Genomic DNA, 22464 nt, shown 5'->3' with positions numbered 1-22464 from the left:
TGATGCGTTGGAAAACTGCAGCACTGCTGAGCCTGGCCTTCCTGGCTGCTGGTTGTAGCAGCAATAGCACGAAAGAACCTGAGCCAGCCGAGCTGGTCAAGTTCGACGCCGAGATTCAACTCAAGGAAGAGTGGAGTCGTTCGATCGGTGACGGACAAGGCGAAACCTACAACCTGCTGACCCCTGTCGTGTATGGCAATGAAATATTCGCCGCCGACGTCAACGGGCTGGTGGTGGCCATGGATCGCACCACCGGCAAGGTCAACTGGAAACAGGATCTGGAGGTGCCGATCTCGGGCGCGGTGGGCGCCGGCTACGGCCTGGTCCTGGTTGGCACGCTACGCGGCGAAGTACTCGCGCTGGACGTCTCGACCGGTGAAGAGCGCTGGCGCAGCCAGGTCAGCAGCGAGGTACTCGCCGCGCCTGCCGTCAATGGCGATGTGGTGGTGGTTCAGACCCAGGACGATCGCGTCATCGCGCTCGAAATCGACACCGGTGCGCAGCGCTGGAGCTATGAAAGCTCGCCTGCGGTGCTGACCTTGCGTGGAACCGGTGCACCGCTATTGACCAATCAGCTGGCGGTAGCCGGGCTGTCCAGCGGCAAGGTGGTGGCGCTCGACACCCGCCGTGGCTTGCCAGTCTGGGAGCAGCGCGTCGCCATTCCCCAAGGCCGTTCGGAGCTTGAGCGTGTCGTCGATATCGACGGTGGCTTGCTCCTTTCCGGTGGCACGCTGTACGTCGCGTCCTTTCAGGGCCGCGCTGCCGCGCTGGATCTGGAAAGCGGGCGGATTCTCTGGCAACGAGATGCCTCCACCGCGACCGGTGTCGCGCTGGGCTATGGCAGCGTGTACGTAAGCCAGGCTGATGGAGCCGTGCTGGGCATCGACGAGCGCTCGACTACCGTTCTCTGGAGCAACGATTCGCTGTTGCGCCGTCAGCTGTCTGCTCCGGCGGTGTTCTCCAGCTATGTGGCGGTAGGCGACAAGGAAGGCTATCTGCATTTCCTGAGTCAGGTCGACGGGCGCTTCGTCGCCCGGACCCGGATCGACAGCGCTGGCGTTCGCGCCCGTCCGGTGGTGGAGGGCGACTGGCTGTATGCCTATGGCAATGATGGCAAGCTGGTTGCCTTGACCATTCGCCAGGCGGACTGACAGCGCCATCGACGCTTGCTCCGTCGCGGCGGAGCGCTTGTTATATACGGCCGCTGCCTTGCAGCGGCCTTCGTGTTTTCTGAAATATCGCAGTGGAGAGCCGTATGGTTCCCGTAATCGCCCTGGTGGGTCGCCCTAACGTCGGCAAATCCACCCTGTTCAACCGTCTGACCAAGAGCCGTGACGCCATTGTCGCGGAATACGCCGGTCTGACCCGTGATCGCCAGTACGGCGAGGCCAAATGGCAGGGTCGCACCTACATTGTCATCGATACCGGCGGTCTCACCGGGGACGAAGAGGGCATCGACGCCAAGATGGCTGAGCAGTCGCTACAGGCGATGCAGGAAGCCGATGCGGTGATGTTCATGGTCGATGCCCGTGCCGGCATGACACCGGGTGATCAGATGATCGCCGAGCATCTGCGCAAGCTGAACAAGCGCCATTTTCTGGTGGCGAACAAGGTCGACAGCATCGATCCGGATATTGCGCGAGCCGAGTTCGCCCCGCTGGGGTTGGGTGACGCCTTGCCGATCGCCGCCGCCCATGGCCGTGGCATTAGCCATATGCTGGAGCAGGCGCTGGGCGCCTTTCCCAAGGACAATGCCGAGGCAACCGAAGCCGAAGGCGAAGACGCGGCCGAAGAGGGCGAGGCGGTCGCCGAGGGGCAGGAACTCAAACGCATTCCTGGGCCGAGTGAAAAGGATGGCATCAAGATCGCCATCATCGGCCGTCCTAACGTCGGCAAATCAACGCTGGTCAACCGCATGCTCGGGGAAGAGCGGGTCATCGTCTACGATCAGGCCGGCACCACGCGCGACAGCATTTATATCCCGTTCGAACGCGGCGATGAGAAGTACACCCTGATCGATACCGCCGGTGTGCGTCGCCGCGGCAAGATCTTCGAGGCGGTGGAAAAGTTTTCCGTGGTCAAGACGCTACAGGCGATCCAGGACGCCAACGTGGTGATCTTCGTCATGGACGCGCGCGAAGGCGTGGTCGAGCACGACCTCAACCTGCTCGGCTTCGTCCTCGACAGTGGTCGGGCGCTGGTCATCGCCCTGAACAAGTGGGACGGCATGGAGCCGAGCGAGCGTGACTACGTCAAGACCGAGCTCGAGCGCCGGCTGTTCTTCGTCGAGTTCGCCGACATCCATTTCATTTCCGCCAAACATGGCACCGGCGTGGGCAATCTGTACAAGTCAGTGCAGGCCTCGTTCACCTCGGCCGTCACCCGCTGGCCCACCAGCCGCCTGACGCAGATCCTGGAAGACGCGGTCCGCGAGCATGCGCCGCCGATGGTCGCCAGTCGCCGGATTAAGCTGCGTTATGCGCACCTGGGCGGCGCCAACCCGCCGCTTATCGTCATACATGGCAACCAGGTCGACGCGATCCCCAAGTCCTACACGCGCTATCTGGAGAATACCTACCGGCGTGTGCTGAAGCTGGTCGGCACGCCGATTCGGATCGAGTACAAGGGCAGTGAGAACCCCTTCGAAGGCAAGAAGAACACCCTCACTGACCGCCAGGTAAACAAGAAGCGCAGGCTCATGTCGCACCACAAGAAGGCTGAGAAGAAGCGTCGCGACAAGAAGCGCTGATGAGTCAGCCTTCGTCGAGCGTCTGATCCATATCCAGCGCCGGTCGCGCATGCTTCGGCGTGCCGGCCTGGCGGGCCGGATTTCCCACCACCGTGGTATGGGGTGGCACAGGGTGCAGCACCACGCTGCCAGCCCCGACCTTGGCGCCTTCGCCGATTTCGATATTGCCGAGTATCTTCGCGCCGGCGCCTATCATCACCCCGCTGCGTACCTTTGGATGACGGTCGCCGCTTTCCTTGCCGGTACCGCCCAGGGTCACCCCCTGGAGGATCGAGACATCGTCGCCGACCTCAGCGGTTTCACCGATGACGATCCCGGTCCCGTGATCGAGCATGATGCCCCTGCCTATCCGGCTGGCCGGGTTGATGTCGATCGCCAGCCGCTCGTTGCAGCGCGCCTGGATGAACAGCGCCAGCAACCGCTCGCCGTGCAGCTGCAGCTGATGGCCGATCCGGTAGGCCTGTAGCGCGAGGAAGCCCTTCGAGAACAGGAACACCTCCAAGGCCGTGTCGAATGCCGGGTCTCGGCTGACGATGGCATGCAGGTCGTCCCACGCCTGTTCGGCCAGCGCAGGGGCCTGACGATGGACGTTGGCAAACCGCTCGAACAGCATCTCTGGCCGCTCCGAGGCGCCGACCAGCGCCTTGCTGATCCGCTGGGCCAGGGCACAGCCGAAGCCGGGCTGGTCGACGATGGCCTGTCGAAACAGCTCGGCCAGCGTCGGTTCCGTCAGCGCGGCCCGGTCGGCCAGGTTACGTAGTTCGTCCCAACGGGCGTCGGTGGCTTGGGTCGGCATAGGAGCTCCTTCGAGGCGTTGAATCGCGAGACCTGAAAGGCCTCGTTGCGGCGTCACTGTAGCAGGCCGCTACCGGGGTTCGGACCGGCTCGTATTGAGCCGTTGTGATCGGCTATCCTGTTTTGCCCTGCCGCAGCCCCTTACGGCAGGCCTGTTGGAAGGCGGCCATGCTCATCAGTAAATTGCCCAATGTCGGCACCACCATTTTCACCACCATGTCGCAGCTGGCCACTCAGACCGGCGCGCTGAATCTATCCCAGGGTTTTCCTGATTTCGACGGGCCCGACGCACTGCGTGAAGCGGTCGCCCAGCATGTCATGGCAGGCCACAACCAGTACGCACCGATGACCGGGTTACCGGCGCTGCGCGAGCAGGTCGCCGTCAAGGTGGCATCGCTCTATGGTCGCCAGGTCGACGCCGATGCGGAGGTCACCATCACCCCAGGCGCGACTCAGGCGATCTTCTGCGCGATCCATGCGGTGGTTCGCCCGGGCGACGAGGTGATCGTGTTCGATCCCTGCTACGACAGTTACGAGCCGGCGGTGGAGCTGGCCGGCGGGACTTGTATCCACCAGGCGCTGAGCCTGCCGGATTTCGCCATCGACTGGCAGCGGCTGGCCGATGCGATTACGCCGCGCACGCGGATGATCGTCTTGAACACCCCGCACAATCCGAGCGGCGCGTTGATCGACCGCACGGACCTGGACCGGCTGGCCGAGCTGATCCGCGATCGGGACATCTATCTGGTCAGCGACGAGGTCTACGAGCATCTGGTCTTCGACGGGCGCGAGCATGCCAGCGTGTTGCGTCACGAGGAGCTCTATCAGCGCGCCTTCGTCGTCAGCTCGTTCGGCAAGACCTATCACGTCACCGGCTGGAAGACCGGCTATGTGGTCGCGCCTGCGGCGTTGAGCAGCGAACTGCGCAAGGTGCATCAGTACGTCAGCTTCACCGGTGTGACCCCGTTGCAATGGGCGCTGGCCGACTTCATGGCCGCGCACCCGGAGCACCTCAGTGAGCTACCTGGGTTCTATCAGGCCAAGCGGGACCTGTTCTGCGACCTGCTGGCCGGCTCGCGTTTCAGCTTCACCCGGGCGGCGGGCACCTACTTCCAGCTGGCCGATTACTCGGCGATTCGCCCCGATCTCGACGATGTGGCCATGGCCGAGTGGCTGACTCGCGAGCACGGCGTGGCGAGCATCCCGATCTCGGTGTTCTATCAGACGCCGCCCAGCGAGTCGCGGCTGATCCGCTTCTGCTTCGCCAAACGAGAGGAGACGCTGCGCCAGGCAGCGGAGCGACTATGCGCGATCTGAACAACCTTCCCGACCTTGAGCTGGCGCTGATTCAGACCTCACTCGTCTGGCAAGACGCCGCGGCCAATCGCGAGCGTTTCGTCGAGCTGCTCGAGCGCGCACGCGGCGCTGATCTCATCGTTCTTCCGGAAATGTTCACCACCGCATTCTCCATGAACTCCGCTGAGCTGGCCGAGCCCGAAGAGGGGCCGACCTATGCCTGGATGCGCGAGCAGGCCGCGCGTCTGGAGGCGGTGGTGACCGGCAGCGTGATCATCGAGGCGGCGGACGGCAGTCACCGCAACCGGCTGCTCTGGGTCCGGCCGAACGGCGACGTTTCCCACTACGACAAACGCCATCTGTTTCGCATGGCCGGCGAACACAAGCATTACACCGCCGGAGAGCAGCAAGCGCTGTTCGAACTCAACGGCTGGCACGTGCGGCCCTTGATCTGCTACGACCTGCGCTTCCCGGTCTGGAGCCGTGACCCGCACGACACGGACCTGCTGCTCTACACCGCCAACTGGCCCGCCGCTCGCCGTAACGCCTGGAACCGCCTGCTTCCCGCGCGTGCGATCGAGAACCTGTGCTATGTGGCGGCGGTGAATCGAATCGGTGAGGACGGCAAGGGTTATCCCTACAGCGGCGACAGCCAGGTGCTCGACTACCTCGGTGACCCGCTGCTGGAAGCAGGCGATGGCGACGGCGTCTTTCGCGCGACGCTGCGTGCCCGGGACCTGGCCGCGTATCGCAGCAAGTTCCCCGCCTATCATGACGGTGATGCCTTCGAGCTCAGCCTCTAGCCGCGCTCGATTGCGCTACGGCACGCAACGGCTAGGGTGCCGGGTCAGGCTTCGTCTGGTTGGCGATCTGCCGGTCTTGCAGGCCTGCCAGTGTGATGACGGAGAGCAACGCGCCGAGCAATGCCATCAGCATGTCCGACTGGGTGTCCCAGGGGTCGCCCTGGGTGCCCAGAAAATCGTCCGCGCCCTGGCCGGCCAACAGCGCCACCCACCATTCGATCAGCTCATAGAACGCGCTGAACGCCAGCGCGACGCAGACCGCGAGAAAACCGAGCATCTTTCCTGGCACGACGAAACGGCGGCGCAGCAGTATTTCCCGAGCCAGCAAGGCTGGCGTCACGCCCTGGATGAAGTGACCAAGCTTGTCATAAGGGTTGCGGCTGAGTTCGAGCCAGTCCTGCACCCAAAACCCCGGCGGCACCCGGGCATAGGTATAAGCGCCGCCCAGAATCAGCACCAATGCATGCAGCGCAATGATCACGTACAGCAGGCGGGTCAAGGCAAAGCGCTGGTAGGTGCAAAGCAAAAGCGGCAAGGCGATCAGCACCGGTGCGACTTCCAGCAGCCAGGTTGCCCGATCGTACGGCGCGATTCCGGAGACGACGAGCGCCAGTAGAACGGTCAGCGCCAACGCGGAGAGGAGGGGCTTGTCTTGCATGGTAAAAGGCCATCGCATTGAGATAAGCCAGCATGCAGCGTTCGGCCGTCGACGTGCAATCGCGGCAAGCGCATGATCTTCGATCGCGACGCAGCGGTGGTGCGGTCAGACAGGCGTGCCGGGACGGCCAAACGGGCATCAGCGTTCAGCTCCTGCCAGCACCTTTGCCGGTCGCGCGGGCCACTGAACGGCTGCAGCGACGTAGATCCACCGCGCCGACGAAGGTATTGGCATTGCCCTGCACGCAGGCCACGCTGCGATTGCGCCAACGCTCCCATTCGCTGACCGGATACTGGCGATTCCAGATGTCGTAAAGGCGCTGGTCCTGCTTCGACAGGCGCAGGCCATAGCGTTCGCTCATGTACAGGTAGGTTCGCGCAATGGCGCCCCGGCTGTAGTCGGCCGGCATGGCGGTGCGTTGCTTGAAGTTCACCACGAAGGGGCAGGCTCCGTACTGGGTTGGCTTCTCGCTGAGCATGCCGAACCCGTAGTTGCTGCGGTCACCATTGACCTCGCCGACCACCGGGACGAGGTTGTGCAGGTCGGCCTCGGCCTTGCTGAACACCGGATCGCTCGCGGTGCAGTGCTTGCGCCCGCCTTTTTGCCAGCATTGACGCTGATGGCCAATCACCCAGGCCGGCACGATATGTTCCCATTCCACGCGTGCAGCCCGTTTGGGCTGCTTGCGTGGGACGTAGCCGCAGCTGCTCAGGTCGATCCGGTTGCCCTCGAAGCGGCAGCCGCAGTAGAAGTCGACAGGCCGCTCGGCATAGATCTGCCAGGCTAGCCGCTTCGCTTCGCGGAAGGTGCGTGGGGCATCGGCAAGAACGCCGGAGGTGAACAGCAGAACGAGCAGAAACAGGCTGGCGCGGCGCATGGAGATCTCGACGACGAACTGAGAAACGCATCCATGCGGGGCGCCGAGATCTTACCGATAAGAAGAAGATTAATCACTTGTAAAACAACGGCTTACGCCGTTTTTTCAAGCCGTTCGTCGGCCCAGTCGATTGATCTGCAATGAGGCGAGGATGATCAGCCCGCCGAAGGTCAGGCGCAGCAGATCGGCATAGGTGCCCCAGAACAGCAGATTGAGGATCAGTCCGACCGGCACGGCCATGTTGTTCATCACCGCCAGGGTTCCGGCATCGACCAGCGTGGCGCCCTTGTTCCAGCAGAATTGCCCCAGCGCAGTGGCCAGCACACCCATCCACACCAGTACGCCCCACTGGGTGGGCGTCGATGGTAGCTTCTCCGGATTGCCGAACAGCAACCAGGCCGGCAACACGATGACCAACGCGCCGAGGAAGAAGTAGCCGAAGCGGCGATGGAGCGGGATGTCCGATGGGTAGCGCTGCGCCAGGTGCTTGTAGCCGACCTGGCCGGCGGCGAAGGTGAAGTTGGCCAGCTGCATCAGCAGGAACCCGCCGAGAAAGTCCCCGGTGACCCCGTCATAGCGAATCAGTCCGGCGCCGAACACCGCGACGGCCGCGGCGACCAGCGCCCAGGGGTTGAAGCGCCGATTGAGTGCGTCGTCGATCAGCGTCACGTGCAGTGGCGTCAGCACGGTGAACAGCAGGACCTCGGCCACCGTCAGCACGTTGAAGCTCAGGTAGAGGCAGATATAGGTCACACCGAACTGCAGTGCACCGACCAGCGTGACGCCGCCGATGAAGCCCGGCGCCACGCCACGCCAGCGCGTCAGCGGCAAAAACACGAGGCCGGCCAGGACGACCCGGGTCAGCACGGCGAAATAGCTGTCGACCTGACCGGCGAGATAGGCACCGATCAGGTTGAAGGAATAGGCCCAGAGCAGGGTGACGAAGACCAGATAGCGCATGCCGGCTCCTCAGCAGAAGGCCGGCGACCATAGCCGCTTGATCGCAAAGAGGGAAGGCCTGCCCGCTACGGAGCGCAGGGGCAGGCAGCCGGTCAGGCGGACTTGAGCGAGGCCATGTCGATGACGAAACGGTACTTCACGTCGCTCTTGAGCATGCGTTCGTAGGCGTCGTTGATGGCCTGAATGTCGATCATCTCGATGTCCGACACGATGTTGTGTTCGGCGCAGAAGTCGAGCATTTCCTGGGTCTCGGCGATGCCGCCGATCAGCGATCCGGCGATGCGGCGACGCTTGAAGATCAGGCCGAACACGCTGGGGGAGGGGTGTGGCGATGCGGGTGCGCCGACCAGCGTCATGGTGGCGTCGCGCTTGAGTAGCGCAACGAAGGCGTCGAGGTTATGCGGCGCCGCCACCGTATTGAGGATGAAATCGAAGCTGTTCCCGTGCGCGGCCATCTCATCCCGGTCCTTCGACACCACCACTTCGCTGGCGCCGAGGCGCAGCGCGTCCTCCTTCTTGTCCGGCGAGGTGGTGAACAGGACCACGTGCGCGCCCATGGCGTTGGCGATCTTCACCGCCATGTGGCCAAGACCACCGAGGCCGACCACGCCGACCTTCTGGCCGGGCCCGACCTTCCACTGGCGCAGCGGCGAATAGGTGGTGATGCCGGCGCACAACAGCGGCGCAACGGCGGCCAGGCTGGCCTCGTCGTGGGAGATGCGCAGGACGAAATGCTGGTCCACCACGATGTTGTCCGAGTAGCCGCCGAGGGTGTTCTCGCCACCGCCGAAGGCTGGTCCGTTGTAGGTGCCGGTGAAGCCGTTCTCGCAGTATTGCTCCAGCCCTTCGCCGCAGGAGGGGCAGGTCCGGCAGCTGTCGACCAGGCAGCCGACGCCGGCGATGTCGCCGACCTTGAAGCGGCTGACCGCCTCACCAACGGCTGTCACCCGCCCGACGATCTCGTGGCCGGGGACCGCGGGGTAGAGCGTGTTGTTCCATTCGTTGCGTGCGGTATGCAGGTCGGAGTGGCAGACGCCGCAGTAAAGGATGTCGATCTTGACATCGTTTGGCCCGACATCGCGGCGAGTGAACGAGTAGGGTACGAGCGGTGTGCTCGGATCGTGCGCGGCATAACCGATGGCATTGCTCATGGCGGCTCCTGGATCTGACGGTCTGGAATAGACCCCAATCCTAGTGCCGAAGGTCTGTGAAGCGGTTGCACGATTCTGCTGATGAATGATGCGTTCCTGCTGCAGCTTGGGTGCAGGTTCGGCGACGGATGCGCGGGGTGGAACGGTCACGACCCACTGCGCCGGGGCCGGGACGTAGGAGCGGCGAGCCCTGGCCGGGCTCGCCGCCGCCCTTCAGGCGGCTTTGGTGGTCGCTTCGCGCAGGGCCCGGTTCAGCGCACTGAACAGGGCGCGGATGCTTGCGGTGGTGATGTTTTCATCGATGCCAATGCCGTGCAGGGGACGTTCGCCATCCAGACGCACCTCGATATAGGCGGCCGCGCGGGCGTTGCTGCCGGCGCCGATCGAATGCTCGTGGTAGTCCATGATCTCCAGCTTGACCGGCAAGCCCGCAACCAGCGCCTCCAGCGGGCCCTTGCCGATGCCGCGCCAGCGCATGATCTCACCCTCGCTGGCTACCTCCACATCGACGGCGCTGGTGCCGTTCTCCTCCTGCAAGCGATGGCTCTTCAGCGTGTAGGGGGCGGTAGCCTGCAAGTACTCGCTTTCCAGCAATGCATAGATTTGCTTGGCACTCATTTCCAGGCCGAGGCGATCGGTTTCGCGTTGTACCACCTGGCTGAACTCGATCTGCATGCGCCGTGGCAGGCTGATGCCATATTCCTGCTCGAGCAGATAGGTGATGCCACCCTTGCCGGACTGGCTGTTGACACGAATCACCGCTTCGTAGCTGCGGCCGATGTCGGCCGGGTCGATCGGCAGATAGGGCACTGCCCACACGCCGTTCGGGTCCTGCTGGCTGAAACCCTTGCGGATAGCGTCCTGGTGCGAGCCTGAGAAGGCGGTGTGGACTAGGTCGCCGACATAGGGATGGCGCGGATGCACCGGCAGCTGGTTGCATTCCTCGACCACCTTGCGCACGGCGTCGATATCGGAGAAGTCCAGTTGCGGATCGACACCCTGGGTGTAGAGGTTCAGTGCCACGGTCACCAGGTCGACGTTGCCGGTGCGTTCGCCGTTGCCGAACAGGCAGCCTTCGACGCGATCGGCACCCGCCATCAGGCCCAGCTCGGTGGCGGCGACACCGGTGCCGCGGTCGTTATGGGTGTGCAGGCTGATCAGCACGCTGTCGCGCTTGTTCACATGGCGACCGAAGTACTCGATCTGATCGGCGTAGATGTTCGGCGTCGCCGCTTCGATCGTCGCCGGCAGGTTAAGAATCAGCTTCTGCGCAGGCGTCGGCTGGAACACCTCGATCACGGCGTTGCACACCTCGACGGCAAAGTCGGTCTCGGTCGAGCTGAACACCTCGGGCGAATACTCGAAGCGCCAATCGGTTTCAGGCGCTACCTCGGCCAGACGCTTGATGACCTTCGCCGCGCTCACGGCGATGTTCACCACACCGGCCTTGTCCTGGTTGAAGACGATGCGGCGGAAGCTCGGCGCGGTCGCGTTGTAATAATGGACGATGGCCCGCTTGGCGCCCTTGAGCGATTCGAAGGTACGGGTGATCAGGTCCTCGCGGGCCTGGGTCAGTACCTGGATGGTCACGTCGTCGGGAATATGGCCGCCTTCGATCAGTTCACGGACGAAATCGAAGTCGGTCTGCGACGCCGACGGGAAGCCCACCTCGATCTCCTTGAGGCCGATCTGCACCAGCGTCTTGAAGAAACGCATCTTCTTGCCGGCATCCATCGGCTCGATCAGCGACTGGTTGCCGTCGCGCAGATCGGAGCTCAGCCAGATCGGTGCCTGCGTGATGGTTTTCGATGGCCAGGTCCGATCCGCAATGTCGATCGCCGGAAAAGCGCGATATTTCGTCGAGGGATTCTTGAGCATGGTCATGGTGTTTCTCCGTCGGTGGCGTGGGCGAGAGGGGGCGGCTCTCGCGTACAGCAATCGTTGATGGTGCAAACCTAGTTGGTCTCCGGGATCTATTGCAAGAACAGTTTTAAAATTGGAATAAATCACCAAATATTCAGTTTTGGAGCAATAAATGTTTGGAAGAGGTGGCTGGTTGGGCGTTCGCTTGCCGCCTGGCTTGCGGCCTCATGTCGCATCGATAGGTCGCACGGGCGTGCGATGATCCGGCCGCTCCGCTGGAGCTTGTCTGAAACAGGGAGTGCAGTCGTGACACGCAAAGGGCTTTCGACATCGAGCATCTGGCTTGGCCTGTTCGCCATGCTGATGATTCATGTCGGCCCCTTGTACTCCGCCCTGCAGGCCACCGCTGCGCAGACATCCAACGCCAGTGCGCATGTGCACCTGCATGATGAGCCAGGGCAGGCGGCTTCTACCGCCATGGACCACCACGGTGGCCGCGGGATCGGTGGCCCCGCATGGCTGAGCGCGCTGAAATTCTGCGGTTATTGCGAGCTGCTGACGCTCAATCCGCCGCTGACCCTGTCGTTGCAGCTAGCCTTGCCGCTGCTGCGTCCTGTCCCCGTCCATGCACTGCCTGCCAAGCCTCTGCCCCCGACCCGGCGCAGCAGCAGCGGATATCCGCGCGCCCCACCCGTACTGCCTGGCTGATGCTCCGGGCCGCCTGCACGCGGCCTTACAAGTCAACGCAGATATGGAAAACCTATGTCCAGGCACACTCGTGGTTGCACGGCGCGCTCGCGCCTGTCCTTTACGTTTACTCTTCGTCCTGGCTGCCGTCGCTGGCAGCTGGCCCATGGCGCCTTGCTGGCCGTGCTGGCCGGCACGGCGCTAGCGGCCGAGCCTGCCCATCCGCAGGACCACGCCGCGCATGCCGACGCTGGCGCGGCGTATGAGCTGGCGCCCATGGTCATCACTGGTGTCGCGCAGCAATCGCCGCTCACCGTGGTCACCGATCCTAAGGTTCCGCGCCAGCCGATGCCGGCCAGCGACGGTGCCGATTACCTGAAGACCATCCCCGGCTTCTCGGCGGTGCGTAACGGCGGCGTCAACGGCGATCCGGTGTTTCGCGGCATGTTCGGCTCGCGCCTGAAGTTGCTGTCCAACGGCGGCGAGATGCTTGGCGCGTGCCCGAGCCGCATGGACTCGCCCAGCTCGTACATCAGCCCGGACACCTACGACAAACTAACCGTCATCAAGGGGCCGCAGACGGTGCTCTGGGGCCCCGGCGCGTCGGCTGCCACGGTGCTCTTCGAGCGTGAGCCGGAGCAGTTCAGCGAGCCGGACTACCGCCTCAACGGCAGCGTGCTGACGGCTTCGAACGGTCGCTTCGACCGTAACCTCGATGCAGCTGTCGGCAATGCCCGAGGCTATGCGCGGTTGATGGCCAACAGTTCGCAGGCCGATGACTACGCCGATGGCAACGGCGATACCGTCCCGTCGCGCTATGCCAAGTGGAACAGCGACGTCGCCCTGGGCTGGACGCCCGACGACGACACGCTGCTCGAGCTGACCGTGGGCCGCGGTGACGGTGAAGCGCGTTATGCCGGACGCGGCATGGACGGCAGCCAGTTCAAGCGCGAGAGCGCGGCGCTGCGGTTCGAGCGGTCCAACCTCGGCGAGGTACTGCAGAAGATCGAGGCGCGCGTCTACTACAACTATGCCGACCACGTCATGGACAACTTCAGCCTGCGCACGCCGTCGGGTACCGGCATGATGGCCAACCCCATGGCGGCCAACGTTGACCGGCGCACCCTGGGCGGTCGGCTGGCGGCAACCTGGCAATGGGACGACTACACCCTGGTGTCCGGGGTCGATGCGCAGCGCAACGAGCACCGCAAGCGCAGTTCCCGCTACGACATGATGACCGGCGACTTCACGGCGCATGACCGTTTCGCCTGGGACAAGGACGCGGACTTCCACGATTACGGCGTGTTCGGCGAACTGACCCGTTCGCTGAACGATGACAGTCGCCTCATCGGTGGCGCGCGCCTGGGTCACGCGACCACGCAGGACTACCGCAGCAGCGGCCCCTCGGCGGGTGACAGCCGCAGCGACAACCTGCCAAGCGGCTTCATGCGTTACGAACACGACCTGCAGTCGCTTCCGGCAACCGCTTATGTGGGGCTGGGCCACGCCGAGCGCTTCCCCGACTACTGGGAACTGTTCACAGGCGGTGCCAATGCCTTTGCCAACGTGAAACCGGAAAAGACCACCCAACTCGATGTCGGCCTGCAGTACAGCCAGGGCCCGCTCGAAGCCTGGGCCTCGGCGTATGTGGGGCAGGTGCGGGACTTCATCCTGTTCAGCTACGGGACCAACATGATGGGCATGTCGACCTCCAGCGCCGGCAATGTCGACGCGCGCATCATGGGCGGCGAACTCGGCGCCACCTACCGCCTGAATTCGAACTGGAAAACCGATGCCAGCCTGGCCTATGCCTGGGGCAAGAACAGTTCCGATGGCCAAGCGCTGCCGCAGATGCCGCCGCTGGAAGGGCGCCTGGGGCTGGGTTACGAGCGCGGCGACTGGAGCGCGGCGGGCCTGTGGCGGCTGGTTGCGGCGCAGACCCGGGTGGCCGAAGGGAAGGGCAACGTGGTCAGTCGGGACTTCGATGAGAGTGCAGGTTTCGGGGTGTTCTCGCTCAACGGCGCCTATCGCCTGAACCGTCATCTCAAGCTGAGTACCGGCATCGACAACCTGCTCGACAAGGCCTACAGCGAGCATCTGAACCTTGCCGGCAATGCCGGAATCGGCATGGCGGCGGACGAGCGCATCAACGAGCCGGGCCGCACCTACTGGGCTCGTGTCGACATGAGTTTCTGAGCCGGGGCACAGGCAAACGGAGCAGGCGGCGTGCCTGCTCCGGCTTGCTTGCGCCGCCGCGCCAACGCGTGCTTCGGTGTCCGGTGTGTCGTCGCTATTGCAGGCTGGTGCTGGGCTCCGGGCCGGTTGGCTGCGGTTGCCGCTCCTGCATCGCCGCTTCGCCACGCTGCCCCAGCGAGGCGCGCCAATCGCGCATGTCGCTCCCGCTCGGGTGCTGGAACACACGCAGGCCGAACTCCGGAAGAATCGCCAGCAGGTGGTCGAAGATGTCCGATTGGATCGCTTCGTACTGGATCCAGGCCACCGTGTTGGTGAAGCAATAGATCTCCAGCGGCAGGCCGTCGGCGGTCGGGCTGAGCTGGCGGACCATCAGCGTCATGCCCTGATGAATGCCGCCGTGATTGCGCAGGTAATGTTCGACATAGGCACGAAAGCTGCCGACGTTGGTGATGCGCCGGGTGTTGACCGGCTCCTTGCCGCGTTCTTCGAGCTTGGCATTCCAGGCGTCGATCTCGCGGCGTTTCTCGGTGAGGTACTCGTCCAGCAGGTTGAAGCGATGCAGGTGCTCGCATTCATCGCTGCTGAGAAAGTGCACGCTCTGTTGATCCAGAAACAGGCTGCGCTTGATCCGCCGCCCGCCGCTTTCCTGCATGCCGCGCCAGTTCTTGAACGAGTCGCTGATAAAGCGCTTGGTCGGGATATTGGTGATGGTCTTGTCCCAGTTCTGCACCTTCACCGTATGCAACGCGATGTCGATCACGTCGCCGTCGGCGTTGAGTTGCGGCATCTCGATCCAGTCGCCGACGCGAATGATGTCGTTGGAGGAAATCTGCACGCTGGCCACCAGCGACAGCAGGGTGTCCTGGAAGATCAGCAGCAGCACAGCGGCCATGGCGCCGAGGCCGGACAGCAGAATCAGCGGGGAGCGGTCGATCAGCGTGGCGATGATGAGAATGGTCGCGATTGCGTAGATGGCGATCTTGACGACCTGCAGGTACCCCTTGATCGGGTGCACATGCGCATCGGCCCGGCGCTGGTACATCATGTTGATGATGTCCAGCAGCGCGCCCAGGGCGAGCGCGATGGTCAGCACGATGAACCCGCCGCAGACGTTGCGTACCACCGTGACAGCCGCTTCCGGCAATCCCGGAACGGTGTTCACGCCGATCGACAGAATCAGCGCCGGAACGATGTTGGACAGCCGGCGAATGATGCCGAAATCCTGCAGCTCGGTTTCCCTCGAGCTGCGCACGAGCTGGTAAAGGCCGCGCACCAGGATGCGTTTGACCACCCAGTTGGCGAGCCAGGCCGTGAAGATCAGCGCCGCGCTCGCCACCAGCGTTTGCAGCTCTGGATGCTCGCTGAGCCAGCCCAGCCAGATGCTCAGTTCGTCCTGCATGACAGTGCTCCGTCAGATTCCTGTTGCCGCCTCGGTGCTTGCTAGCGAATGAATTCGCGGCTGATCGAGCGGAACAGATCCGTCCCGGCCTGTTCCATCCACTCGAACGCAACCATTTCCCGCGACACGATGCTGGCGCCGGCCTGCTGCATGCGCGCCAGGCCAAGCGCCTTGTCGCTGGCACGGCGCGAGCCAACGGCTTCTTCGACAACGAATACCTGATTACCGCGAGCCAGCAGATCGAGCACCGTCTGCAGCACGCAGATGTGTGTCTCGATGCCGCTGACGATGAACTGCTTGCGCTCACCACCGGGACGTTTGAACAGCTCGCCGTCACGGGCTGCCGAAAAATGCAGCTTCTCGATGATCGCCTCGTCAGCCATGCCATCGCGCAGTGCGGCGATCGTCGGGCCGAGCCCCTTGCTGTACTGCTCGGTCAAGAGCACCGGCACGCCAATGCGCTGGGCCACTTGGATCAGCCAGGCGCTGTGCTCGGCCAATGACGTATTGGCTTCGATAGCGGGAAACAGCCGTTCCTGAATATCGATGATGAGGAGGGTCGATTCGTTCGCGTCAATCAGCATGTCAGGGTACCGGGAAGTTGATCAGCGCTTGAATGCACCGATGAAGATGGATGGATCGATGCGTGCATCGTTGAGGCTGACGTTCCAGTGCAGGTGGGGGCCGGTGGCTCGGCCTGTCGAGCCGACTCTGCCCAGCACGGCGCCACGGGAAAGCTCGTCGCCGACCTTCACGTCGATCTTCGACAGGTGGCAGAACATGCTGATCAGGCCCTGGCCGTGGTCGACGAACACCGTGTTGCCATTGAAGAAGTAGTTGCCCGTGAGGATCACCTTGCCGGCGGCCGGTGCCTTGACGGGCGTGCCCGCCGGGACGGCGAAGTCCAGGCCCGAGTGGGGATTGCGCTCTTCGCCATTGAAGAAACGGCGCAGGCCGAACGGCGAGGACAGCGGGCCGTTGACCGGCTTGTCGAACAACAGGTTGCTGGGTTGGCGCGGGCTGAACTGCCGGTAGGCCTGTGTCTGTTCGTCCAGTTCGCGCTCGATGCGCTTGAGGTCGGCCGGATTGGGATTCACCTGCCGCTGGTTTTTCAGCGTGATGCGTTGCTCGCGGTAGGTGCGTGGCTCGACACGGAAGCTCTGCGTCTGGCCGTCGACGACCAGCGATTGCTGGCCGGCTTTGACGGTCAGCGGGAGGCCGACGATGGCGATCCAGCGCTGCCCGTCTTCGCGCACCACCAGCACCGGTTTGCCGTCGTATCGCGCGCTGGGTGCGCTGGCGTCATTACCCAGATCGATCACTGCCACGCCACCCGGATACGGTTTGTTCAGCAGGCGGGTGAGGAAACCTTCGGCATGAGCGGGAAGGACCAGTGCCAAGGACAACAGCAGGGCGACGATGCGTAGCATGAGCGATTCCGCTTGAAAGGACGGGCACATCCTCGCGTAAACGCCGGGTGAGGGAAAGGGCCGAAGCCTAACCGGGCCCGGCGCTACGCATCGAAGATGTTCATTGAAGGGACATCCAGCTGGACGGCGTGCCCTGCTGAGATTTCGCGACGGGCCCGTCCTGCGGTGATGCGCTATAGCAGCGGCAGGGTCACCGGTTCGAGGTGGTTGTCTTCGACCCGGACTTCCAGCTCGCCTTCGCCCAGGCGCGCCTTCAATCGTTGGCCGGGTTGGGTCTGGTCGGCGCGACGAATCGCCTGGCCACGCTCGTCGAGCAGGATGCTGTAGCCACGTGACAGCGTGGCCAGCGGGCTGACCACGTTGAGTGTCTGTGCCAGCGCCTGCAACTGGTGCCGTTGGCCTTTCAGCCGATCCTGCATGGCGCGCGGCAGGCGTGTGGACAGATGCTCGAGGCGCTGTCGCAGCAGGTTCAGCTGGCGACCAGGATGCTGTCCGGAAAGCCGGGTCTCGAGGCGGGCGAGACGCTCCTGCCCGGCGCACAGCCGTCGGTCGATGCCACGTAGCAGCCGCTGCTCCAGGTCATCGATGCGCTGAGCCTGCTGTTGCAGCCGTTCGCCGGGGTGGCGCAGGCGACGTTGCAGGCTTTCGAGGCGTGAATTGTCCCGGTGCAGGCGATCGCGAATCCGCAGCAGCAGGCGCTGGCGCAGGCCGTCCAGGCGCTGGCGCATATCGGCGCTGCTGGGCGCGAGCAGTTCGGCAGCGGCGGAGGGGGTCGGGGCGCGCACGTCGGCGACGAAATCGGCGATGGAGACATCGGTCTCGTGCCCGACGGCGCAGACGATCGGCGTCTCGCAGGCGGCGACGGCCCTCGCCACGCGTTCCTCATTGAAACACCAGAGATCTTCCAGCGAGCCGCCGCCACGGGCCAGGATCAGCGCGTCGAAACCGCCGCGGTCGGCCAGCTCCAGCGCGCGGACGATCTGCGCGGTTGCTTCGCGGCCTTGTACGGGCGTCGGCACCAGTGTCAGGGATACCTGCGGTGCGCGTCGGCGGAACACCGAGATGATGTCGCGAATCACCGCGCCGGTCGGCGAGCTGACAATGCCGATGCGGCTGGGGTGAGCGGGCAGGGCGCGCTTGCCTGCGGCGTCGAACAGGCCTTCGGCACTGAGCTTTTCTTTCAGTGCTTCGAACGCCAGGCGCAGCGAGCCGTCGCCGGCCGGCTCGACATTGTCGAGAATCAGCTGGTAGTCGCCACGCCCCTCGAACAAGGAGACCCGTCCACGCACCTTCACTGCCAGTCCGTCGCGCAGCGCCTGGCGCACGCGAAGCGCGTTCTGCCGGAACAGTGCGCAACGGACCTGCGCATGCTTGTCCTTGAGGGTGAAATAGATGTGGCCGGAGGCGGGCTTGGCCAAATTGGATATCTCGCCCTCGACCCAGACTTGGGCGAATACGTCTTCCAGCAACAGCCGCGCACGGTTGTTGAGCTGGCTGACGGTCAGCACTTCGCGGTCGAGGTTCAGGCGTTGGAAGGGATCTGTGAGCATGGTGGCGATGATAAGCCGGCCCAGAGCTGGCGCAAACCGAAACTGCAGGGCGCTTGTCGCACAGGCTTGACCGGGCCGAGTGCAGCGCTAAGCTGCGCGGCCTCCTCACCAACCGTTCGAGCACCCATGAGCCAGAGCAATGCCATCGTCGTGCCGCGTATTTCAACGTTTCCAGGCCATGAAGCCAAGGCGCGAATGATCGTGCGCTGGCTGGCCGAGCGGCGTGTCATCGAAGCGTTGCCAACCACCTGCGGCCGCGGCGTCGGTGGCATGGGCTATGCCATTGCGTCGGGTGCGCGGCAGGTCGTGCAGCATCCTGATCGCCTGCCTTATGGCGATGGGATCAACGGACTGGAAGTGATCACCAAGCGCTGCATCTATACGCCGACACGACACTTCCACGAGGAGGCGGGTTGTCCGGAATGCCGCCGAGAGATCGGCGAAGCCCTGTTCGAAAGCCTGGATGAATGGATGCCCAGGCAGACCGATAATTTCACCTGCCCCGAGTGCGGCTTCGAAGACGACATCAACGGCTTTCTGTTCATACCCGCCTGCGGATTTTCCAACCTGGGTTTCATTTTCAACGGCTGGGGCGACGCCGCTTTTCAACCGGCATTTCTGGAGGAATTCGCTGCGCGCCTGGGGTATGCGGTCGCACTGGTGACGGATCACGCGTGACTGCTCGGTCATGGTATCGATGTCGCGCGAGCGGTTGCGCGTAGACTCGCACATCCGCATTGAGCGCAAGGGGTCCCGTGGGTATAATGCCGCGCTTCCTTTTTCCCGCCTGGGAGCCCCCGCCATGCTGCGTATCAGCCAAGAAGCCCTGACTTTCGACGATGTTCTCCTGATCCCGGGTTATTCCGAGGTCTTGCCAAAGGATGTCAGCCTCAAGACCCGTCTGACCCGCGAAATCGAGCTGAACATTCCACTCGTTTCAGCAGCAATGGACACCGTCACCGAAGCACGCCTGGCCATCGCCATGGCGCAGGAAGGCGGCATCGGCATCATCCACAAGAACATGAACGTCGAGCAGCAGGCCGCTGAAGTGCGCAAGGTCAAGCGCCACGAGACGGCCATCGTTCACGATCCGGCCACCGTGACGCCCGAAACCAAGATCAGCGAGCTGCTGCGCAAGGCGCGTGAACTGGGTTTCTCGGGCTTTCCTGTGGTGTCGGGCAAGGAGCTGGTGGGTATCGTCACCGGGCGCGACCTGCGCTTTACGCCGAACGTCGGTGATTCGGTCGCCGCGATCATGACGCCGAAGGAAAAGCTGATTACCGTTCAGGAAGGCACCGGCCTCGAGGAAATCAAAGCCAAGCTCCACGAGCACCGCATCGAGAAGATGCTGGTGGTCGACGGCAATTTCCACCTGCGTGGCCTGGTCACCTTCCGTGATATCGAAAAAGCCAAGACCTACCCGCTGGCGTCGAAGGACGACCAGGGTCGCCTGCGCGTCGGCGCTGCCGTGGGTACCGGCGCTGATACGGCCGAGCGCGTCGAAGCACTGGCCGCAGCCGGCGTCGACGTGATCGTTGTCGATACCGCTCACGGCCATTCGCGCGGCGTGCTCGATCGCGTGCGCTGGGTGAAGGACAACTTCCCGCAGGTACAGGTCATCGGCGGCAACATCGCCACCGCCGAGGCCGCGCTGGACCTGGTCAAGGCTGGCGCTGATGCCGTGAAAGTCGGTATCGGCCCGGGCTCGATCTGCACCACGCGCATCGTCGCCGGTGTCGGCGTACCGCAGATATCCGCCATCGCCAACGTCTCCGCTGCGCTGGAAGGCACCGGCGTGCCGATGATCGCCGACGGCGGCATTCGCTTCTCCGGTGACCTGTCCAAGGCCATCGTCGCCGGCGCCAACGCCGTAATGATGGGCTCCATGTTCGCCGGCACCGAAGAAGCCCCGGGTGAGATCGAACTGTTCCAGGGCCGCTCCTACAAGGCCTACCGCGGCATGGGCTCGCTGGGTGCCATGTCGCAGGCGCAGGGTTCCTCGGATCGCTACTTCCAGGATTCCTCGGCAGGCGCGGAGAAACTGGTGCCCGAGGGCATCGAAGGGCGTGTGCCGTACAAGGGTTCGCTGGCTGCGATCATCCATCAGCTGATGGGCGGCCTGCGTGCCTCCATGGGCTATACCGGCAGCGCGACCATCGATCACATGCGGACCCATCCGCAGTTCGTGCGCATCACCGGTGCTGGTATGGCCGAGTCCCACGTGCATGACGTGCAGATCACCAAGGAAGCGCCCAACTACCGGGTTGGTTGATATTTCTGTCGCTGGAGGCTGATCGCCAAGCGGCTGGATGAGCATAGGCCTCGTTCGGTCGCTGGCGTTCAGCCTTCAGCCGTTTTTCCCAGGGGAAAAAAATGGCCCATCAAGATATTCACGCTCACCGCATCCTGATCCTGGACTTCGGCTCGCAGTACACCCAGCTGATCGCCCGTCGCGTTCGCGAGATCGGCGTCTACTGCGAACTGCACCCGTTCGACATGAGCGACGAGGACATCCGCGCTTTCGCACCACGCGGCATCATTCTCGCCGGCGGCCCGGAATCGGTGCATGCCGAAGGCAGCCCGCGCGCACCTCAGGCCGTATTCGATCTGGGCGTGCCGCTGTTCGGCATCTGCTACGGCATGCAGACCATGTCCGAGCAGCTCGGCGGCAAGGTGCAGGGCTCGGATGAGCGCGAGTTCGGCTACGCCCGCGTCGATCTGGTTGGCAAGTCCGAGCTGTTCGACGGTATCGAAGACCACATGGACGACGACGGCGTGTTCGGCCTCGACGTCTGGATGAGCCACGGCGACAAGGTTACCGACCTGCCGGAAGGCTTCCATATCCTCGCCAGCACGCCGAGCTGCGCGATCGCCGCGATGGGTGACGATGCTCGCCGCTACTACGGCGTGCAGTTCCACCCGGAAGTGACCCACACCCGTCAGGGCGGGCGCATCCTGTCGCGCTTCCTGCTGGACATCTGCGGCTGCGAAGCGCTGTGGACACCGTCCAACATCGTCGACGACCTGGTCGAGCAGGTACGTACTCAGGTCGGTTCGGCCAACGTGCTGCTGGGCCTGTCCGGCGGCGTCGACTCCTCGGTGGTCGCGGCGCTGCTGCACAAGGCCATCGGTGATCAGCTGACCTGCGTATTCGTCGACAACGGCCTGCTGCGCCTGCACGAAGGCGATCAGGTGATGGCGATGTTCGCCGAGAACATGGGCGTCAAGGTGATTCGCGCGGACGCCGAGGCGCAGTTCCTCGAAAACCTCGCTGGCGAAGCCGATCCGGAAAAGAAGCGCAAGATCATCGGCCGTACCTTCATCGACGTGTTCGATGCCCAGGCTAGCAAGCTGGACAACATTCAGTTCCTCGCCCAAGGCACCATCTACCCGGACGTTATCGAGTCTGCCGGCGCCAAGAGTGGCAAGGCCCATGTGATCAAATCCCACCACAACGTCGGAGGCCTGCCGGAGGAAATGAACCTCAAGCTGGTCGAACCGCTGCGTGAGTTGTTCAAGGACGAGGTCCGCAAGATCGGCCTGGAGCTGGGCCTGCCGTACGACATGGTCTACCGCCACCCATTCCCGGGCCCGGGTCTGGGCGTGCGTATCCTCGGCGAAGTGAAGAAGGAATACGCCGACCTGCTGCGTCGCGCTGACCACATCTTCATTCAGGAACTGCGCAACTTCGACTGGTACCACAAGACCAGCCAGGCGTTCGTGGTGTTCCAGCCGGTCAAGTCGGTGGGTGTCGTCGGCGATGGCCGCCGCTACGCCTGGGTCGTCGCGTTGCGTGCAGTGGAAACCATCGATTTCATGACCGCACGCTGGGCGCACCTGCCGTACGAACTGCTGGAAAAGGTCTCCAACCGCATCATCAACGAGATCGAAGGCATCTCGCGCGTCACCTACGACGTCTCGAGCAAGCCGCCGGCGACGATCGAGTGGGAGTGATCACACGTCCGGTATAGAACCGGCGCCGAGTGGCAAGAAGCACCCCGAAAGCCCGCATGATTGCGGGCTTTCGGCTTTTGGGGTCTGGCAAATTCA

The 22464-nt window shown here is 63.7% G+C and carries 19 protein-coding genes; 9 read left to right on the top strand and 10 right to left on the bottom strand.

What is annotated here, in order from left to right:
* The first annotated feature begins 2 nt into the window (after positions 1-2).
* Both bamB and der read left to right on the top strand, forming a co-directional pair.
* Entirely contained in the window at positions 3-1151 is a 1149-nt protein-coding gene (gene bamB, locus KVO92_RS06960; RefSeq protein WP_217474878.1) for an outer membrane protein assembly factor BamB, read from the top strand.
* Between the two features lie 104 nt (positions 1152-1255).
* Complete coding sequence (der, locus tag KVO92_RS06955; RefSeq protein ID WP_217474877.1) at positions 1256-2749, top strand: ribosome biogenesis GTPase Der; 1494 nt, start codon at positions 1256-1258, stop codon at positions 2747-2749.
* Positions 2750-2753: 4 nt separating this feature from the next.
* Here der and cysE read toward each other — a convergent pair whose 3' ends face one another.
* Complete coding sequence (cysE, locus tag KVO92_RS06950) at positions 2754-3545, bottom strand: serine O-acetyltransferase (RefSeq protein WP_217474876.1); 792 nt, start codon at positions 3543-3545, stop codon at positions 2754-2756.
* 167 nt (positions 3546-3712) lie between these two features.
* On the opposite strand from cysE, the gene KVO92_RS06945 reads away from it, so the two are divergent.
* Positions 3713-4861 carry a pyridoxal phosphate-dependent aminotransferase gene (locus KVO92_RS06945; RefSeq protein ID WP_217474875.1) on the top strand — a complete coding sequence of 383 codons (1149 nt, stop codon included), beginning with the start codon at positions 3713-3715 and terminating at the stop codon, positions 4859-4861.
* Positions 4849-5643, top strand: coding sequence for an amidohydrolase (locus KVO92_RS06940; RefSeq protein ID WP_217474874.1), 795 nt, complete (start codon positions 4849-4851; stop codon positions 5641-5643). Before KVO92_RS06945 ends, KVO92_RS06940 begins: the two co-directional genes overlap by 13 nt.
* A gap of 31 nt (positions 5644-5674) precedes the next feature.
* On the opposite strand, the gene KVO92_RS06935 is transcribed toward KVO92_RS06940, so the two are convergent.
* From KVO92_RS06935 to leuA, 5 genes are all read right to left on the bottom strand, one after another.
* On the bottom strand, positions 5675-6301 hold the full coding sequence (locus KVO92_RS06935) for a DUF2238 domain-containing protein (RefSeq protein ID WP_217474873.1): 627 nt from the start codon (positions 6299-6301) through the stop codon (positions 5675-5677).
* 145 nt (positions 6302-6446) lie between these two features.
* Positions 6447-7178 (bottom strand): endonuclease, encoded by a 732-nt coding sequence (locus tag KVO92_RS06930; RefSeq protein ID WP_217474872.1) that lies wholly within the window; start codon positions 7176-7178, stop codon positions 6447-6449.
* Between the two features lie 105 nt (positions 7179-7283).
* Entirely contained in the window at positions 7284-8138 is an 855-nt protein-coding gene (locus KVO92_RS06925; RefSeq protein ID WP_217474871.1) for a carboxylate/amino acid/amine transporter, read from the bottom strand.
* A gap of 92 nt (positions 8139-8230) precedes the next feature.
* Positions 8231-9289, bottom strand: coding sequence for an NAD(P)-dependent alcohol dehydrogenase (locus KVO92_RS06920; RefSeq protein WP_217474870.1), 1059 nt, complete (start codon positions 9287-9289; stop codon positions 8231-8233).
* A 213-nt stretch (positions 9290-9502) separates the two neighbouring features.
* Entirely contained in the window at positions 9503-11173 is a 1671-nt protein-coding gene (gene leuA / locus KVO92_RS06915) for a 2-isopropylmalate synthase (RefSeq protein WP_217474869.1), read from the bottom strand.
* 285 nt (positions 11174-11458) lie between these two features.
* On the opposite strand from leuA, the gene KVO92_RS06910 reads away from it, so the two are divergent.
* On the top strand, positions 11459-11860 hold the full coding sequence (locus tag KVO92_RS06910) for a DUF2946 domain-containing protein (protein WP_336512609.1): 402 nt from the start codon (positions 11459-11461) through the stop codon (positions 11858-11860).
* Positions 11861-11914: 54 nt separating this feature from the next.
* Positions 11915-14035: a TonB-dependent copper receptor gene (locus tag KVO92_RS06905; protein WP_217474867.1), complete on the top strand. Its 2121-nt coding sequence runs from the start codon at positions 11915-11917 to the stop codon at positions 14033-14035.
* A gap of 94 nt (positions 14036-14129) precedes the next feature.
* On the opposite strand, the gene KVO92_RS06900 is transcribed toward KVO92_RS06905, so the two are convergent.
* The 4 genes from KVO92_RS06900 to xseA all read right to left on the bottom strand — a co-directional run bounded on the left by KVO92_RS06900 (position 14130) and on the right by xseA (position 18414).
* On the bottom strand, positions 14130-15434 hold the full coding sequence (locus KVO92_RS06900) for a mechanosensitive ion channel family protein (protein ID WP_217474866.1): 1305 nt from the start codon (positions 15432-15434) through the stop codon (positions 14130-14132).
* Positions 15435-15475: 41 nt separating this feature from the next.
* Complete coding sequence (locus tag KVO92_RS06895; protein ID WP_217474865.1) at positions 15476-16018, bottom strand: hydrolase; 543 nt, start codon at positions 16016-16018, stop codon at positions 15476-15478.
* A gap of 21 nt (positions 16019-16039) precedes the next feature.
* A complete protein-coding gene (locus tag KVO92_RS06890) occupies positions 16040-16864 on the bottom strand; it encodes a M23 family metallopeptidase (RefSeq protein ID WP_217474864.1) in 825 nt (274 codons plus the stop codon).
* Positions 16865-17037: 173 nt separating this feature from the next.
* Positions 17038-18414, bottom strand: coding sequence for an exodeoxyribonuclease VII large subunit (gene xseA / locus KVO92_RS06885; RefSeq protein ID WP_217474863.1), 1377 nt, complete (start codon positions 18412-18414; stop codon positions 17038-17040).
* Between the two features lie 126 nt (positions 18415-18540).
* Here xseA and KVO92_RS06880 point away from each other — a divergent pair, with 126 nt between their 5' ends.
* The 3 genes from KVO92_RS06880 (at position 18541) to guaA (ending at position 22368) form a co-directional block, all read left to right on the top strand.
* The gene (locus KVO92_RS06880) at positions 18541-19092 is read left to right on the top strand and encodes a sugar ABC transporter ATPase (protein WP_217474862.1); all 552 of its coding nucleotides are present in this window, start codon (positions 18541-18543) and stop codon (positions 19090-19092) included.
* A gap of 124 nt (positions 19093-19216) precedes the next feature.
* Positions 19217-20686 carry an IMP dehydrogenase gene (gene guaB, locus KVO92_RS06875; RefSeq protein WP_102835932.1) on the top strand — a complete coding sequence of 490 codons (1470 nt, stop codon included), beginning with the start codon at positions 19217-19219 and terminating at the stop codon, positions 20684-20686.
* A 101-nt stretch (positions 20687-20787) separates the two neighbouring features.
* Complete coding sequence (gene guaA / locus KVO92_RS06870) at positions 20788-22368, top strand: glutamine-hydrolyzing GMP synthase (protein ID WP_217474861.1); 1581 nt, start codon at positions 20788-20790, stop codon at positions 22366-22368.
* Positions 22369-22464: the final 96 nt, after the last annotated feature.

Origin of the sequence: Stutzerimonas stutzeri (assembly GCF_019090095.1) — a bacterium.
In the GTDB taxonomy this organism is placed as follows: Bacteria; Pseudomonadota; Gammaproteobacteria; order Pseudomonadales; family Pseudomonadaceae; genus Stutzerimonas; species Stutzerimonas stutzeri_AN.
This window is presented reverse-complemented; position numbering and strand designations above follow the sequence as displayed.